This window comes from Blautia sp. OF09-25XD (assembly GCF_003482095.1).
Taxonomy (GTDB): Bacteria; Bacillota; Clostridia; order Lachnospirales; family Lachnospiraceae; genus Fusicatenibacter; species Fusicatenibacter saccharivorans.
Genome location: NZ_QUMG01000006.1, coordinates 68401 through 85206, shown reverse-complemented (window position 1 = coordinate 85206; position 16806 = coordinate 68401). Strand labels below are relative to the sequence as shown.

15 protein-coding genes and 2 pseudogenes are annotated in these 16806 nt (G+C 49.3%); all 17 read left to right on the top strand.

Annotation, left to right across the window (positions count from 1 at the left end; translation table 11 throughout):
* Positions 1-5 precede the first annotated feature (5 nt).
* The 17 genes and pseudogenes from DXA93_RS06800 to polA all read left to right on the top strand — a co-directional run bounded on the left by DXA93_RS06800 (position 6) and on the right by polA (position 16783).
* On the top strand, positions 6-281 hold the full coding sequence (locus DXA93_RS06800) for a hypothetical protein (RefSeq protein WP_119207907.1): 276 nt from the start codon (positions 6-8) through the stop codon (positions 279-281).
* Positions 282-296: 15 nt separating this feature from the next.
* A complete protein-coding gene (locus DXA93_RS17795; protein ID WP_158583270.1) occupies positions 297-467 on the top strand; it encodes a hypothetical protein in 171 nt (56 codons plus the stop codon).
* A gap of 16 nt (positions 468-483) precedes the next feature.
* Entirely contained in the window at positions 484-843 is a 360-nt protein-coding gene (locus DXA93_RS06795) for a hypothetical protein (protein WP_055267310.1), read from the top strand.
* 142 nt (positions 844-985) lie between these two features.
* Positions 986-1339, top strand: a complete 354-nt coding sequence (locus DXA93_RS06790; RefSeq protein WP_117813944.1) for a hypothetical protein — start codon at positions 986-988, stop codon at positions 1337-1339.
* A 28-nt stretch (positions 1340-1367) separates the two neighbouring features.
* On the top strand, positions 1368-2924 hold the full coding sequence (locus DXA93_RS06785; protein ID WP_119207906.1) for a phage tail tip lysozyme: 1557 nt from the start codon (positions 1368-1370) through the stop codon (positions 2922-2924).
* Between the two features lie 288 nt (positions 2925-3212).
* Positions 3213-3779, top strand: a pseudogene (locus DXA93_RS06780) (manganese catalase family protein); the annotation flags it as partial.
* A gap of 165 nt (positions 3780-3944) precedes the next feature.
* On the top strand, positions 3945-4235 hold the full coding sequence (locus DXA93_RS06775) for a phage holin family protein (protein ID WP_022462708.1): 291 nt from the start codon (positions 3945-3947) through the stop codon (positions 4233-4235).
* Between the two features lie 60 nt (positions 4236-4295).
* Entirely contained in the window at positions 4296-5408 is a 1113-nt protein-coding gene (locus DXA93_RS06770) for an N-acetylmuramoyl-L-alanine amidase (RefSeq protein ID WP_119207975.1), read from the top strand.
* Between the two features lie 188 nt (positions 5409-5596).
* The gene (locus tag DXA93_RS06765) at positions 5597-6586 is read left to right on the top strand and encodes a hypothetical protein (RefSeq protein WP_119207904.1); all 990 of its coding nucleotides are present in this window, start codon (positions 5597-5599) and stop codon (positions 6584-6586) included.
* A 5-nt stretch (positions 6587-6591) separates the two neighbouring features.
* Positions 6592-7443: a glycerophosphodiester phosphodiesterase gene (locus DXA93_RS06760; RefSeq protein ID WP_147342011.1), complete on the top strand. Its 852-nt coding sequence runs from the start codon at positions 6592-6594 to the stop codon at positions 7441-7443.
* A 30-nt stretch (positions 7444-7473) separates the two neighbouring features.
* Positions 7474-8706: an FtsW/RodA/SpoVE family cell cycle protein gene (locus DXA93_RS06755; RefSeq protein WP_226906412.1), complete on the top strand. Its 1233-nt coding sequence runs from the start codon at positions 7474-7476 to the stop codon at positions 8704-8706.
* A 95-nt stretch (positions 8707-8801) separates the two neighbouring features.
* A complete protein-coding gene (gene acpP / locus DXA93_RS06750; RefSeq protein WP_119207903.1) occupies positions 8802-9035 on the top strand; it encodes an acyl carrier protein in 234 nt (77 codons plus the stop codon).
* Positions 9036-9177: 142 nt separating this feature from the next.
* The gene (gltX, locus tag DXA93_RS06745) at positions 9178-10629 is read left to right on the top strand and encodes a glutamate--tRNA ligase (protein ID WP_119207902.1); all 1452 of its coding nucleotides are present in this window, start codon (positions 9178-9180) and stop codon (positions 10627-10629) included.
* A complete protein-coding gene (locus DXA93_RS06740) occupies positions 10626-12446 on the top strand; it encodes an ATP-dependent helicase (protein ID WP_119207901.1) in 1821 nt (606 codons plus the stop codon). The genes gltX and DXA93_RS06740 overlap by 4 nt, the downstream gene beginning before the upstream one ends.
* Positions 12447-12596: 150 nt before the next feature.
* A pseudogene (locus tag DXA93_RS06735) lies at positions 12597-13588 on the top strand (2-hydroxyacid dehydrogenase).
* Between the two features lie 163 nt (positions 13589-13751).
* Positions 13752-14111: a zf-HC2 domain-containing protein gene (locus tag DXA93_RS06730; protein ID WP_022462716.1), complete on the top strand. Its 360-nt coding sequence runs from the start codon at positions 13752-13754 to the stop codon at positions 14109-14111.
* Entirely contained in the window at positions 14108-16783 is a 2676-nt protein-coding gene (gene polA / locus DXA93_RS06725; protein ID WP_119207900.1) for a DNA polymerase I, read from the top strand. Before DXA93_RS06730 ends, polA begins: the two co-directional genes overlap by 4 nt.
* The last annotated feature ends 23 nt before the right edge of the window (positions 16784-16806 follow it).

Genomic DNA, 16806 nt, shown 5'->3' with positions numbered 1-16806 from the left:
AAAATATGGCAGTATCAGCAACTTACACAAAGGACATTCATTATTCTGGAATCATCACAGTTGATGGCGAGACTGTTGTGTCTATGGACGCCAATATGGATGCAAAACATCCGGATGTTCCAATCGTCAATCGCTACATTAATAATGGAAGAAAGTACAGAGAGAACAAAACAGATATCGATGACATTGTTGATAAATTTGAAAATGACATCTGGACTGAATATGACAATTATGCAGCAGAAAAAACATCAGGATCGGATCAGAACACAGAGAAAAAATAACAATCAAGGGGAGGAATGATGACAAAGTTGCAGATTATCTCAAGGATCTGGTCGACAATCTATGATCTGATTTTTCTTGCCAAAGGAACGCCGACAAAGAGTTTGGAAGAAATAGAGACAGATCTTGACGTCATCGAACATGCATGCCGGAAGTACGCAGATATCGACGATGATGAAATAGCGTGAAAGGAAGGAGATGCAAATGGAATTATTGATTGCTGCCGGTGTGCCGTCTGCGATCGTTGCTTTCTGTTTTTGGCTTCTGGAAAGACGTATCCAGAAACGGGCAGAAGCGGAGAAGATCGAACGGGCACGCAGGCAAAAAGAACAGGATGAGAAAGAAAAGAACCGTGAAGATCTGCAGTACATGATGCTGCGAGCTTTAGACGGCTCTCTTTGCTTATCAGAAGCAACAGCCAAAGCAGTGCAGAGGATTCCAGACGCAAAGTGCAACGGTGATATGCACGCAGCTTTAGACTATGAGCTGGAACGAAAGCACGATCTTGAAAATTTCCTGACGAGGCAGGGAGTGAATCACATCGTACATAAAGACGAACCGTAGATCCATAAAAGCGTAATCGGCTTTCTATGGTTCTTTTTATGTTTCGCTAAAAATTACCACGAATACAATTTTAGATGCTCCACGCGGCTATATAAAGCTCACAAGAGTATCACAGGAGAATAAAACACAGGAGGAAACCAGAATGGAATTAATGAATGTATTATCGCAGATCCCACTGCCGGTTGTAGTTGCAGTAGTGGCGGTGCTGGTGATCGTAACACTGGTGTGCGTATATCAGTACACGAAAATGAAAGGCCTTGATGGCATCCGAGGAGATGTTTATCAGCTTATTCTCAAAGCAGAGCATGTATACAATGCATCTGGGCAGGGAGAACAGAAACTGAAATGGGTAGTACAGCAGGCGAGATCGCTGCTGCCAAGGTGGCTGCAGGTGATCGTGTCAGAAGAAATGCTCATTAAAGTAATCGAAGAATGGTTTGCAGCAGTAAAAGATCTTCTTGACGACGGAAAGGTGAACGGGTCTCGGAAGAATTGAGAACCTAAGAAAGGAGCGTTTGCGAGAAATGGCAATAGAACGGAATACAAATACGGATATCTTGTTTAACAGTCTGATGGCTGCCGGCTGCACACTTTACGGCGCGTGCGCAGCAATGGGAAATATCTATGCAGAGTCCGGAGCGAATCCCCGGAACCTTGACAATCTTTGCGAAAATAAGCCTGGATACAAATACACAGATGCCACGTATACAGAGGCGGTAGACAGTGGAGAGATCACAAGAGATCTGTTCCTGCATCCGCTGGGAGACTCCAGACAGTATGGTTACGGCTTCTGCCAGTGGACGTCCGCTGGAAGAAAAGCCGGCCTTTACGATCTGGTCAAGTCCAGAGGAGCGTCCATCGGAGATGCGAAGACGCAGGCAGAGTACATGCTGAGCGAATTGAAGACGAGCTATAAGAGCGTCTGGAAGGTATTGCAGACCGCAACCTCAGTACAGGAAGCGTCTGATATCTTTCTGGTCAAGTTCGAGGCTCCGACGAACACCGGATCAGCAGTGAAGAAAGCAAGGGCTTCTTACGGGGAGCAGTATTTGAAGATTTACCAGAATCAGAAGAAGGAGGAAAACAAAGTGAGCAAAATTGAAAATGCAGTAGCAAGAGCAGAGGCGATCGCCCTGGATGATTCGCACGGTTATGACCAGGTGGACCGTTGGGGCAATCCGAATTATGATTGTTCCGGGCTGGTAATCAGTTGCCTGGAAGCAGCTGGAATCCCGGCAAAGTCCAGCGGAGCAACTTATACCGGTAACATGCCGGACGTTCTGCCGAAGATCGGGTTCAAGGATGTTGTAAAATCCGTGAATCTGGCAACCGGCAGTGGAATGATCCGGGGAGATGTCCTGCTCGGAAATGGGCACACAGCATTCTGCTGTGGAAATGGTAAACTGGTGCACGCAAGTATCAACGAGAAAGGAACGGTCACGGGAGGAAAGTCTGGAGATCAGACTGGTAGAGAAATCTGTATCCGCAGCTATTACAATAAGCCATGGGTTCATGTGTACCGTTATACCGGAGTGACAGCATCTGCATCCGGAACGGTTAATGTGAGAAATTATCTCCGGAAAGGCGATTCCGGGGACGCAGTAAAAGAAATGCAGAAAATGCTGATCAGCTGCGGATTCTCCTGTGGAAGTTCCAGAGTAGACGGTTCCTTCGGCGGAGACACAGAGAATGCTCTGCTTGCGTTCCAGGCATTTTATGGTTTAGAGCAGGACGGTAAGTACGGACCGGCATCTAAGGCTAAGCTGGTTTCTGTTTACAACGGAAAGACAGCAGCCAGTGTTCCGGAAAAGAAGAGCACACCGTCTTACACTGCCGGACACGAGTATACCTTGCAGGTAGAGCTGAAAGTCCGGACAGGTCCCGGAACAAACTACAGCGCAAAGAAACATTCGCAGCTGACGCCTGACGGTCAGAAGCATGACAAAGACAAGGATGGTTGCCTTGATGCGGGAACCACCGTAACGTGCCAGGAAATCCAGCGGGTCGGAAACGATATCTGGATGAAAGCACCGAGCGGATGGATGGCTGCCTATTACAGCGGACAGGCGTTCATCGAATAATTAGATAAATGTACTACATATGCCCCCGGGAATCTCCTGGGGTTTTTTTGAGTTTCAAAGAACGTAAAAAAGCCCCCGGGAGATTCCCGGGGGCAAAAAAGAAACGCCGCAGCTACGCGGCGAAAAGAATAATTCTTTTTTCCGGTCATTTTGGATGTTCTGACCATGTGTTATAATAACATGTATATAGAAGAAAAGCAATAAAAATTCCCGGGCAAATTACCCGGGAAAACATATTGTATCATCGAAATTTTTACAGTTACAACATATCATCTGGTATTGCATTCCGGTGGACCGGATGGAGAGATGGGCGCATCCATGCGGTATCTCTCTCAGCGTTTCACAGCACCGAACCGAATTGTAGCGGGGGTGTTGAATGATGTTGGGACAGAAGAACTCGCACACCTTGAGATGGTTTCAACGATCGTTCATCAGCTCACCTGCAATCTTTCTCTGGAAGAAATTCAGAACTCTGGTTTTGCCAATTACTATGTAGACCACACAACTGGCATCTGGCCGCAGGCGGCTGGCGGAGTTCCGTTTAATTCTTGTGAGTTCCAGTCGAAAGGTGATCCTTTGACAGATTTGTTCGAAGACCTCGCTGCGGAGCAGAAAGCCCGGTCAACGTATGATAACATCCTTCGTTTGGTAAAAGATCCTGAAGTTGCAGATCCGATTCGTTTCCTGCGGGCGCGTGAAGTTGTGCATTTCCAACGTTTTGGTGAAGCACTGCGTTCTGTACAGGACGAATTGAATTCGAAGAACTTTTATGCGTTTAATCCGTCGTTTGATGCAAAGACTTTCTGTGCGGCACCGCAGCCAGGGGCAGGTCAGGGGAATTGCTGCACAAGATAGTAAATTAAAAATCAAAGAACAGCACACCACTGGAAAATCCCATCTGAAAAACAGGTGGGATTTTTTGGGTTTACAGTAAGAAAATCTTATCCAGTCGTAAATCATTATCCCATCATAATATAGAAAAAAGACTTTCAAAAACAGAACAGTCAGAAAGGATGTTCCATGGAAGCAATGAATTATGTAAAGCCCGAACTCATCGTCGTTGCGTTCGTGCTGTATTTTTTCGGTGTTGCTTTGCGGCAGGCGCAGGCGGTGAAGAATAAGTACATTCCGCTGATCTTAGGCGGCATCAGCATGGTGCTGTGTGCGGTTTGGGTGATGGCGACGAGTGAGATTGAGACGGCGAAGGAAGGGGCGATGGCGGTTTTTACGGCGGTCACGCAGGGGATTCTGGTGGCGGGGCTGAGCAATTATGTGAATCAGATTATCAAGCAGATCCATAAGCCGGAGTGAACGGCGCTTCAAAAAATCTGTGTTATGCCGGGCAGTCTGAACCATCAGAAAGGGGAGAATATGAGAATTGATCGGTCGTATCTTGGAAATCAGAATACGTATGCGGAAAACAATCCCAAATGTATCGTAGTCCACAACACCGACAACTTCGCAGCAGGTGCCGATGCGCGGGCACATGCGAGAGCACAGCATGACGGGAATTTCCAGAACATTTCCGCACACTATTACGTCGATGACGGTGACACAGCCTACCAGGCGGCACCGCACAGCCGGGGGTGCTGGCATGTCGGCATTAATTACGGCGGAAAAAATCTGTTTCAGCAGTACGGCAACAAGAACAGCATCGGTGTGGAGATGTGTGTGCAGGCCGGGTATAATTATGAAAAAGCATTTGAAAATACTGCGGCACTGGTGCGGGAGATCATGCGGGAGACGGGGATTCCGCTGGAAAGAGTCTATCGTCATTATGACATCTGCAGCAAATACTGTCCGAGCCAGATCATGAACCGCGGTGACTGGGACCGCATGAAGCGGATGATCGGAAGCGGTGCAGGGAGCACAGGAACGGGAACAGCAGGCAGCGGAACAGGAAAAACGTATGCGCCCGGGATCTATCAGGTGCAGACAGCGGCCCTCAACATCCGTCAGGCACCGGATGCGGACAGCAGGATTGCCGGAACGATCCGGGATCAGGGAAGCTACACGGTGACGGAAATCCAGAACACAAGCTGGGGACGGCTTCTCTCAGGGGCAGGCTGGGTCAACTGCCATACAGCGTATTGCCGTTATGCCGGTCCCGCAAAAGAAAAATCGGCAGAGACAGCAAAGTCATCCGGAAATACAGTCGCAGAGGACGGAATCTGGGGCGAAAATCTGACGCGCCGTCTGCAGGAACTTTTCGGCACACCGCAGGATGGAAAAATCAGCAATCAGCTGGCCGTCAACCGGAAATTCTGTGATGGCATCACAGCCGCCGAGTGGGACAGTACGCCAAAAGGCGGATCGGCCCTTGTAAAAGAAATGCAGAAATGGGCATCGGCCGGCATGGACGGCTATATCGGTCCGCAGACAATCCTCGCCTGGCAGAAAAAACTCGGCACGCCGATCGACGGCACAGTAAGCGGCCCATCCGCCATGGTAAAAAAACTGCAGAAGTGGTGCAACCAGAAATAGAAAAAAGAATACTCAAAGACCCGGTTTTGTGTTATACTGGAAGATAGTTTAAAATGAACAGAAAGAAAAAGAGCTTCAAAAAAGACTCGAAGTGTCAAATGTAAAATACAAAAGAGAAAAAATAAAGGTAATTTTTGCATACAGATTCATCGGGGGGAATTGCGGCTGACAGGAGAGAACAACAGCAGATGAGAAAAAAGGCAGTAAAAAATGCAGGAATGATACGAATTTATCTGAATATGGCATGGAAACTTTTGCAGAAAAACCTGCTTAGCATCGTGATATTTGAGACGGTCTACCGCCTGTTTTCCAGCCAGCTGGTTTCAAGACTCGCCAATGCGGCGATCAACTTTTCCTTAAAACAGCTGGGAACGAGTTATATGACATCGGAAAACTTCAACAAGATCATGCTGCATCCGCTGACCCTTCTGCTGATTTTTGGAATTCTGCTTGCTTTCTTTTTCTGTATGCTGTTTGAAATCTATGCTGTCATGGCGGCTCTGGAGGCCTCCTGGAAACGAAAACGGATTTCCGTTCCTGTCATGATGCTTGCCGGCGGAAGAGGAGCTGCACAGTTTGTGCGTGCCCGCCCGTGGACCTGGTTTTTCTACATGGCAGCGAGCTTCCCGTACCTTTGGCTGCACAGCAGCTACAGCGCCATCCGCAGTATGAAACTGCTTCAGGTTTCCCTGACGAAGATTTTCAATGCCTTCCCGGCATACTGGATCCCGGTGGTGCTGACGATTCTGCTTGTCGCGTTCTCGTTTGTGTTTTCCTACACCATCCCGTTCCGGTGCATGATGACGGAAAAAGAGAAAAATACCCATCTGCGGGTGCGCCAGACACTGGAAAAACGCGTGCTGCGTGAGCTTGGCATCAACGTCTTTTTCCAGGTGATGATTTTTCTGATTACGTGGGTTTTGTATCTGATTTTCGGAACGGCTGTCGTTGCCTATGCAAAGCTGGTGAAAACGCCGTCTACCGTTGTCAGTACCGTCATCGTCTACGGTGACTGGGTCAAATCGACGATGAGCCTGATCGGCGGAGCGTTCGGCCTTGTCGGAAGCATTACGTATCTGTATCTGATTTTTATCCGTTCCTCCCGAAAGGCTACCAGAAGAGCCGGACAACGAAAAAGCCGAGCTCGAAGCTGGTACGCACCTTCTGCGGTCCGGTAACGGCGGTGGTTCTCACGATCGCCATGCTGGCGGGAGAAACGGTTTATCTTGTATATGCCATGCGCGCAACACGTGCAGAGGCAACGGCTTCCTCCCAGTATATTTCGGTGTCAGCGCACCGGGGCGGAGCCAGAAAAGCACCGGAAAATACGATGAGCGCGATCAAATATGCAGTGGACAGCATGTCGGATTACGCGGAGATCGATGTACAGGAGACGAGTGATGGTGAGATTGTCCTTATGCACGACACAAATCTGAAGCGGACAACCGGTCTGAATGCCAGCATCTGGACCCTGACCTACGATGAAATCAGCCAGCTCGATGCCGGTGTACGATTCAACAAAAAATTCCGTGGCGAGCAGATTCCGAAGCTGGAAGAAGTCATCGCGTACGCGAAAGGAAAAATCAACCTGAATATCGAAGTAAAATACAACGGCCACAACCAGAATATTGTCAAAAAAGTGGTGAAAATCATCGAGGACAATGATTTTGTGGATCAGTGTGTGCTGACTTCCATGAACTACAATTTCCTCAGGCAGGCAAAGAAAATCAATCCGGATATCAAGACCGGGTATACGATGAAAATGTCGTACGGAGGCCTGGAGGATATGGACGCGGCGGACTTCTTTTCTGTAAAATATACGTACATCACAGAAAGCTTTGTAGAGCATGCGCACAGTCTTGGTAAAGAAGTCTGTGCCTGGACGCTGAATTATCAGGGAGATATGCAGCGGATGGTCAACTGCGGCGTGGACAACATTATCACGGACGATCCGGAGCTGGTGCGTAAGGTTATCCTCGGAACGACCGACCGAAATCCGGGCTTTGTCAGCCTGCTTGGCTATGCACTGAAATAGATGGAGTAAAACAATGGAGGTGGAAACTTCATGGCAGAGAAAGTAAACATGCCATCCCAGAAGAAAGAAAAGAAGAAAAAGAGGAAGAAAAAACTTCCTTCGGATTTTTATGATTATAACCTGCTGGCCTGCACTATTTTGCTGGTCAGCTTCGGACTGATTATGCTGTACAGCGCGAGCGCCTACGAGGCGGCCAGTACATTCAAGGGAAATGATATGTATTATTTCACGCATCAGGCGGGGCTTTCTGCTATTGTTCTGGTGGGGATTGTGATATTGTCGAAGTTTGTAGATTATCATAGTGTATGGTTCCAGCGGATTGCAGCACTGGTATACTGGGGAAGTCTCCTTCTGATGGCGGCGGTAAGGTTTACGCCGCTTGGTTATGAAGCCTACGGGGCGAGAAGATGGCTCCGGATCGGCGGTGTCAGTCTTCAGCCTGCGGAGATTGGAAAGCTGGGGCTGATTCTGTACTTGCCATACATTATCCTGAAGATGGGAAAAAATATGCGTACCATCCGCGCAAAAGCGATTGTCCTCGGACTTGGCGTGCTGCAGGCGCTGGCTGCGTGGATTCTGACGGACAACCTGAGTACCGCCATTATTCTGGGACTCATCGCCTGCGTCATTTTGTTTCTGGCGGACCCGGAGGTAAAATTTTATGCGCGTGTGATTCCGGGCGCGGCGGTAATTGGCGTTTTTGCGATTATCATTTTAAAAAATAATCTGCAGATCTTTGAAAGAATAGGCGGTGACTTCCGGTCGAACCGTATCTATGAATGGCTTTCCGGAGGCAGCTATCAGATTCTGCAGGGACTTTATGCGATTGGCTCCGGTGGATTTCTCGGAAAAGGACTTGGCAACAGTACGCAGAAGATTACAACAATTCCGGAAGCACAGAACGATATGATCTTCTCGATCATCTGCGAGGAGCTTGGAATATTTGGCGCGCTTCTTGTATTGCTGCTGTTTGGCTACCTGCTGTACCGTCTGTTTGTGGTTGCACAGAATGCGCCGGACGCGTATGGAATGCTGATGGTGAGCGGCGTTTTTGCACATATTTCCATTCAGGTTATTCTGAACCTGTGCGTCGTTCTGAAACTGATGCCGGCAACGGGAATTACCCTTCCATTTATCAGTTACGGAGGAACATCGGTGCTCTTTATCCTGACGGAAATCGGCATTGCCCTGTGCGTCTCCCGCTTTATTGTGTTCCAGGATGGAAAGAGCGGAGAAGGAGAGGCGCAGGCGGAAGAACAGTAAAAGTAGAAAAATCTATTGACAAATGCCGGAATAACAGATACACTTTTTTCGAAAGAAATACTGGCTGCCGGGTAGAGGCAGGAAGGAGCAGAATAATGTTAGAAAAGATAAAAGAAATTTTAGTAGAACAGCTCAACTGTGATGCAGACAGCATCAACGAAGATACCTCTTTTAAAGATGACCTGGGTGCAGATTCCCTGGATCTCTACGAGATGGTTATGGCATTAGAAGACGAGTACGGAATTGAAATCGACACCGACGAACTGACAGACCTTTCTACCGTCGGCGACTTTATGGAATATATGAAACAGCACGGCGTAGAGGTCTGAAAAAGAGCATTGCCGCTGGCAAAAGTGGAAGGATGGTGCAGCTCGGAAGAAACGCCGGGCTGTTTTCCATTCTAAATAAATGGTGGAAGGGAACAGACAAAAGGATTGTTCCAGAAAAACCAGAAATCAGGAGAAAAGAAAAATGAGCAATGTAAAAACAAGATTTGCACCGAGCCCGACAGGCCGGATGCATGTAGGAAACCTGCGTACTGCCCTGTATGCGTATCTGATCGCAAAACACGATGACGGAACCTTTATGCTCCGTATCGAGGATACCGACCAGGAGCGTTTCCAGGAAGGCGCACTTGATATCATCTACCGTACCTTAAAAGAGACCGGCCTGGTACACGACGAGGGACCGGACAAAGACGGCGGCTGCGGCCCGTACGTACAGAGCGAGCGTAATGCAGCAGGTCTGTACCTGAAATACGCAAAACAGCTGGTAGAGCAGGGTGACGCTTATTACTGCTTCTGTGACGCAGAGCGCCTGAGCCAGTGCAAGCGTAATGTAGGCGGAAAAGAAATCTCAATCTACGACAAACACTGCCTTGGTCTTTCCAAAGAGGAAGTAGAGGCCAATCTGGCAGCCGGCAAACCGTACGTCATCCGTTTTAATATGCCGACCGGAGGAACCACAACCTTCCACGATGAGATCTACGGAGACATCACCGTAAACAACGAGGAGCTGGAAGACCTGATCCTGATCAAATCCGACGGATATCCGACCTACAACTTCGCAAACGTCATCGACGACCATCTGATGGGTGTAACCCACGTTGTCCGCGGTAATGAGTATCTGTCCTCATCCCCGAAATACAACCGTATTTACGAGGCATTCGGCTGGGAAGTTCCGGTTTACGTACACTGTCCGCTGATCACCAACGAGGAGCATCAGAAGCTGTCCAAACGCTGCGGCCATTCTTCTTATGAAGACCTGATCGATCAGGGTTTCTTAAAAGATGCCATTGTCAACTTCGTAGCCCTTCTTGGATGGAGCCCGGAAGGAAACCGCGAGATCTATTCTCTCGAGGAGCTGGTAAAAATCTTCGATTACCACCACATCAGCAAATCTCCGGCCGTTTTCGATATGACAAAACTCCGCTGGATGAACGGCGAGTACATGAAGGCAATGGACGACGAGAAGTTCTATGAGATGGCGCTTCCGTATATCCAGAAGACAGTCCACCGTCCGCTCGATTTTAAGAAAATTGCAGCCATGGTAAAAACAAGAATCGAAGTATTCCCGGATATTGCAGACCTCATCGACTTCTTCGAGGAAGTTCCGGAGTACGACGCTTCGATGTACACTCACAAAAAGATGAAGACAAACGAGGAGACCTCCCTTGCACTTCTTCAGGAAGTAAAACCGCTGCTGGCAGCGCAGGAAGATTTCAGCAATGATGCTCTCTTTGAGATACTCAGCGCATTCGGAAAAGAAAAAGGATACAAGACCGGTTATATTATGTGGCCGATCCGTACCGCTCTTTCCGGAAAACAGATGACACCGGCCGGCGCAACGGAAATCCTTGAGGTTCTGGGAAAAGAGGAGTCTCTTGCCCGCATCGACAAAGCGATTGAGAAATTATCCAAATGATATATAATAATTCACAGAAAAAAGCGGTGATGCATACCACCGGCCCCATGATGGTCCTTGCCGGACCGGGGTCGGGGAAAACCGCAGTGATTACGGGGCGGACCTGCCAGCTTGTAACGAGCGGCATTTCCGCCTCTCGTATTCTTGTCGTAACATTTACGCGTGCGGCGGCAAAAGAGATGAAGGAGCGGTATTTGAAGGCGATGGGAAAGACGAGTACCCAGGTCACCTTTGGAACGTTCCACGGGGTATTCTACGCGATTCTGCGCCATACGTACCGCATGTCCGGCAACAATATTTTAAGCGAGGAAGAGAAAAAGCGGCTGATGCGCGAGCTGGTCAACCACTATGCCAGAGACCTGGAGGAAGAGGATCTCGAGGAAAATCTGGCGCGCGAAATCAGCACTGTGAAGAACAATCAGATCCCGCTGGAACATTACTATTCCGCCTGTATGCCGCAGGAAAAATTCCGCGAAATCTATGAGGCGTATGAGAAATGGCGGAAGGAGAACAAAAAACTCGATTTCGACGATCTGATGGTGCAGTGCAAACGTCTCTTTCTGGAGCGGCCGGAGGTCCTCCGCGCCTGGCAGCAGAAATTTCAGTATATCCTGATTGACGAGTTTCAGGACATCAGCCCCGTGCAGTATGAGATTGTGCGGATGCTGGCGCTGCCGGAAAATAACCTCTTTATTGTCGGGGATGACGATCAGTCGATTTATCAGTTCCGCGGGGCCAAGCCGGAGATCATGCTGAATTTTCCGAAAGATTACCCGGGCGCGGCGCAGGTAGTGCTCGATAAAAATTACCGTAGTACGGAATTTATCGTGAAGCGGTCCCAATGCCTGATCCACCACAACAAAAAGCGGTATGAAAAGGCGATTTCCACCGACAACGAGAAAGGCGCTCCGGTTGCAATCCGGGGATATAAGAACCCGCGCGAGGAGATGCGTGCCGTTGCCGAGGAGCTGCGGGAGGCGGAGAAAAACGGCTGTCCGTATGAAGAGATGGCGCTTTTGTTCCGCACGAATCTTGGCTGCCGGACAGCAGTAGAGGAACTGATGGAAGCACAGATCCCGTTCCAGATGCGGGATGCCCTGCCGGATCTCTATGACCACTGGATTGCGAAAGATCTGCTGACGTATCTGAATCTTGCGATGGGAAGCCGGAAGCGCGGCGAGTTTTTAAAGATTGCCAACCGCCCGAACCGTTATCTGTCGCGGGATGCCTTTGAGGAGGCGACTGTTTCGTTCGATGCACTTCTGGAATATTACGAAGAAAAAGACTGGATGTGCCAGCGGATCCGCAAACTGGAGCAGGATATCACGACACTGACGCATTTATCGCCGTTCGGCGTGGTCAATTACATCCGCTATGCGATCGGCTATGAACAGTATGTGAAGGAATATGCTGCATACCGCCATCTGAAAGAGGATGATCTGATTTCCGTTTTGGACGAGCTGCAGGAGGCGGCAAAGACCCAGAAAAGCATCGAGGGCTGGTTTGCACATATTGAGGAATACCAGCAGAAGATGAAGGAAAAACAGAAGCAGCGCGCAGAGAGTGCGGAAGGAGTTATGGTTTCCACCCTGCACAGCGTCAAGGGACTCGAGTACGACAAGGTCTATCTTCTTGACGTCAACGAGGGTGTAATGCCGTATCAGAAAGCAGTCCTTGCGGAGGCGATCGAGGAGGAGCGGCGGATGTTCTACGTCGGAATGACGCGCGCCCGGAAAGAGCTGACGCTCTGTTACGTGGAGGAACGGTTTGAAAAGAAAGTCGAGCCGTCCCGGTTCCTGGACGAGGTGATCCAGTAAATTTGTACTGTTGTGAAAGATGTTGAAAATAAATTTACTAATTGATAAAATTTTAACAAATAATACATTGACAAAGTTTTAACAATGAAGTATAGTAATGCATGTAAGCGGGAACAATAAGATGACCGCAAAGCGAGGAGGAAAAACATTATGAAAATTTTATTTTACGATACCCAGAACTACGACAGAGAATCTTTCGACCGAACCAAAGAGCAGTTTCCAGAAATTGAAGTGGAATATTTAAAAACCGGCCTTGCTGCAAGAACCGCTTCCCTGGCAAAGGCTACGATGCCGTGTGCGCCTTCGTAAACTCCGATGTCGGAACAAAAACCGTAGAAGCACTGCATGAGGCAGGCGTCAAGCTGATCCTGATGCGCTGCGCAGGCTTCAACAACGTAGATTTAAAGACAGCTGCAAAATACGGCATTGATGTACGCCGTGTACCGGGTTACTCCCCGGAGGCTGTAGCTGAGCATGCGATGACACTGGCCATGACGGTCAACCGCCACATGCACAAAGCATATACGAAAGTAAGAGAAAACGACTTCAGCCTGGGCGGACTGATGGGATTTAACTTCTATCAGAAGACCGCCGGAATCGTCGGAACCGGAAAAATCGGTGCGGCTATGGCAAGAATCTGCCGCGGTTTCGGCATGAAAGTCATTGCTTACGATGTATACCAGAATGAATCCTTAAAAGATTTTGTTACGTACGTAACTCTTGATGAACTGCTGGCACAGAGTGATCTGATCTCCCTGCACTGCCCGCTGATGGACAGCACATACCACATGATCAACCGCGAGAGCATCAAAAAGATGAAAGACGGCGTGATCCTGGTCAATACGTCCCGCGGAGGTCTGGTAAAGACAGACGACCTGATCGAGGGAATCCGTGCAAGAAAATTCTTCGGCGTCGGCCTTGACGTATACGAGGAGGAAACCCCGAACGTATTCGAGGACCGTTCCGATGAGATTCTGGAGCACTCCACCACAGCACGTCTCCTGTCCTTCCCGAACGTTATGATCACTTCACATCAGGGATTCTTCACCGAGGAAGCACTGCGTGCGATTGCAGAGACCACACTGCAGAATGCACTGGATTTCGAGGCAGGAAAAGAGACCCCGAACATTGTCCGTGCATAATGGAAATCCACTAGAAAACAGTTATCTTATAAGAGAACAAGAGACAACCCATTTTCGGCGGGTTGTCTCTTTTAAATTATGAGAAAATAGTGTATGATGGTAGATAGCAGAAAAAACGGCCAGAGGAAAACACTGGCCGGATACAAAAGGAGAGCAGGATTTTATGGACTGTAAAGAAGCAGAAAAATTAATACAGCCATACGTGCAGGGAAATATGCCGGAGAAAGAGATGGAACCGTTTATTTCCCATATCCGGAAATGCCATACATGCCACGAGGAACTGGAGACATATTTTATTGTGAACCGTGCGATGGCATATTTCGAGGATGACGCGCCCGATTCCTACAATCTGACAGGACTTCTGGAACGCGATCTGGAGAAAAAAGAGGAAGAAGCGAGACACCGCCGGTACAAAGATACGTTTTTCCGGGTGCTGATGCTGATTCTCGTTCTGTTTCTGGTGCTCCTGGCTCTGCACTATTTTGAAGTGATAGAATTACCCTGGCTGAAAGGATTATTATGAGTGATAAAATCGTATTACTGGACGGACACAGTATTCTGAACCGGGCTTTTTACGGCGTACCGGATCTGTCCAATGCAGAAGGACTGCACACGAACGCCGTATATGGATTCCTGAATATTCTGTTTAAAATTCTCGATGAGGAGCAGCCGCAGTATCTTGCCGTGGCGTTTGACCTCCATGCACCGACATTCCGCCACAAAATGTATGACCAGTACAAGGGAACGAGAAAGCCGATGCCGCAGGAATTGCGCGAACAGGTCCCGGTGATCCAGGAAGTGCTCGCAGCAATGGACATTGAGATTGTCACAAAAGAGGGCTATGAGGCGGATGATATCTTAGGAACGCTCGGCCGCAAATGCGAGGCGGAAGGGATGGAAGTTACGATCGTATCCGGAGACCGCGACCTGCTGCAGCTTGCAACGGACCACATTCTGATCCGGATTCCAAAGACCGTAAAGCGTGTGACGACGATTGAAAATTACCACACGGCAGAGGTGCTGGAAAAATACAGTCTTCTCCCGAAACAGATCATCGATCTGAAAGCGCTGATGGGCGATACCGCAGACAATATCCCGGGTCTGCCGGGTGTCGGCGAGAAAACCGCGACGAAAATCCTGATGCAGTACGAGACACTGGAAAATGCGCATGCACATTTCGAGGAGATCAAACCGAACAAGGCAAAAGAAGCGATGCGTGATCATTATGATCTGGCGGAATTAAGCAAAAAACTTGCAACGATTGATACTGATGCGCCGGTGGAGCTCGACCGTGAAAAAGCGGCACTCTCGAATTTTTATACACCAAAAGCGTATGAGATGTTCAAACGTCTGGAGTTTAAGAACCTGCTGGGCTGCTTCGAAGAGACGAATGCAGAACCAGAGGATGCCGTCTTTCTGCGCACCGTAACGGATTTTTCCGAGGCGGAAGAACTCTTTGAAACCATCGCGAAGGAGGAGAAGGCAGGAGCCGCTCTTCTGACAGAAGAAACCCCGAAGGACGGACCGATGGCAGATCGGAGCCGTTCACTTGTCGGTATGGCAGTTGCGTATGGAAGCGGAGAGCCGGATGTTGTTTACTTCCCAGCAGAAGGTTTCCTGACCGGAGATTATTTAAAAGAAAAATTGACTGAGCTGCAGAAGCAGATTCCGGTTTTCTGCGTCATGGACGGAAAAGAATTTCTGAAGGATATGCCGGACGCCGATGAAGCCCATCTGTTTGATGCCGGAATTGCCGCGTATTTATTAAATCCATTGAAATCACAGTATTCGTACGATGATATCGTAAAAGAGTACGTACACCGCTATGTGCCGGCAGTGGAAGAGATCTTCGGCGGAAGCAAGATTCCGGCCGCAGGAAAGATGACGCTGGAACAGCAGGAGTCGTATGCAGGTCATCAGGCGTATGCTGTATTTGCCGCACAGGAAAACATGGAAAAGCTGCTGAAGGAGCAGGGCATGTGGGATCTGTACCGGAATGTGGAGATTCCGCTGGTGTTTACGCTCCGTCAGATGGAAGCGGATGGAATCGCCGCAGAAAAAGAAGCACTTTCCGTTTACGGAGCTGAGCTGGCGGAGCGGATCGGAGAGCTGGAGGCACAAATCTACGAGGAGGCCGGCGAGGAGTTCAACATCAATTCCCCGAAGCAGCTCGGCGTGATTCTGTTTGAAAAGCTGCAGCTTCCGGGCGGCAAAAAGACCAAGACGGGTTATTCCACCGCCGCCGATGTGCTCGAAAAGCTCGCACCGGATCACAAACTTGTTGCCGATATTCTGGAGTACCGCCAGCTTGCCAAACTGAAATCGACGTACGCCGACGGTCTGCAGGCCGTGATCGGGAAAGATGGAAGAATCCATTCGACATTTAACCAGACAATTACCGCGACCGGCCGCATCAGCAGTACCGATCCGAATCTGCAGAACATTCCGGTGCGGATGGAGCTTGGCCGTCTGATCCGGAAAGCCTTCGTGCCAAAGCCTGGCTGTGTCTTTCTGGATGCCGACTATTCCCAGATTGAGCTCCGCGTGCTGGCCCATATGTCGGGCGATGAAAACCTGATCGAGGCGTACCGCGAGGCGGAGGATATCCACCGCATGACGGCATCGAAAGTGTTCCATGTGCCGCTTGAAGAGGTAACACCGCTGCAGAGAAGAAATGCGAAGGCGGTCAACTTCGGTATCGTATACGGCATCAGTTCGTTCGGTCTGGGCCAGGATCTCGGCATCAGCCGGAAAGAGGCAGAGGCCTATATCCAGCAGTATTTCGAGACGTATCCGGGTATCCATGAGTTTTTGAACCGCTGCGTAGAGGATGCCAAAGAGAAAGGCTATTCCGTGACGATGTTCGGACGCAGACGGCCGATGCCGGAGCTGAAATCGAGCAACTTTATGCAGCGGTCATTCGGCGAGCGCGTTGCGATGAATGCGCCGATCCAGGGAACGGCGGCGGATATTATTAAAATAGCGATGATCCGCGTGGCGAAACGGCTGAAAGAGGAGCAGTTAAAGACCAGACTTCTTCTTCAGGTACACGATGAGCTGCTGCTGGAAGTGCCGGAAGACGAGCTCGAAAAGGCAGAACAGATCCTGGAAGAGGAGATGACCGGGGCAGCACATCTGGCTGTCAAACTCGAGATCGATATGCACACAGGAAACAACTGGTACGAGGCGAAATAGCGCACTCATACCAGGAGCGAAAG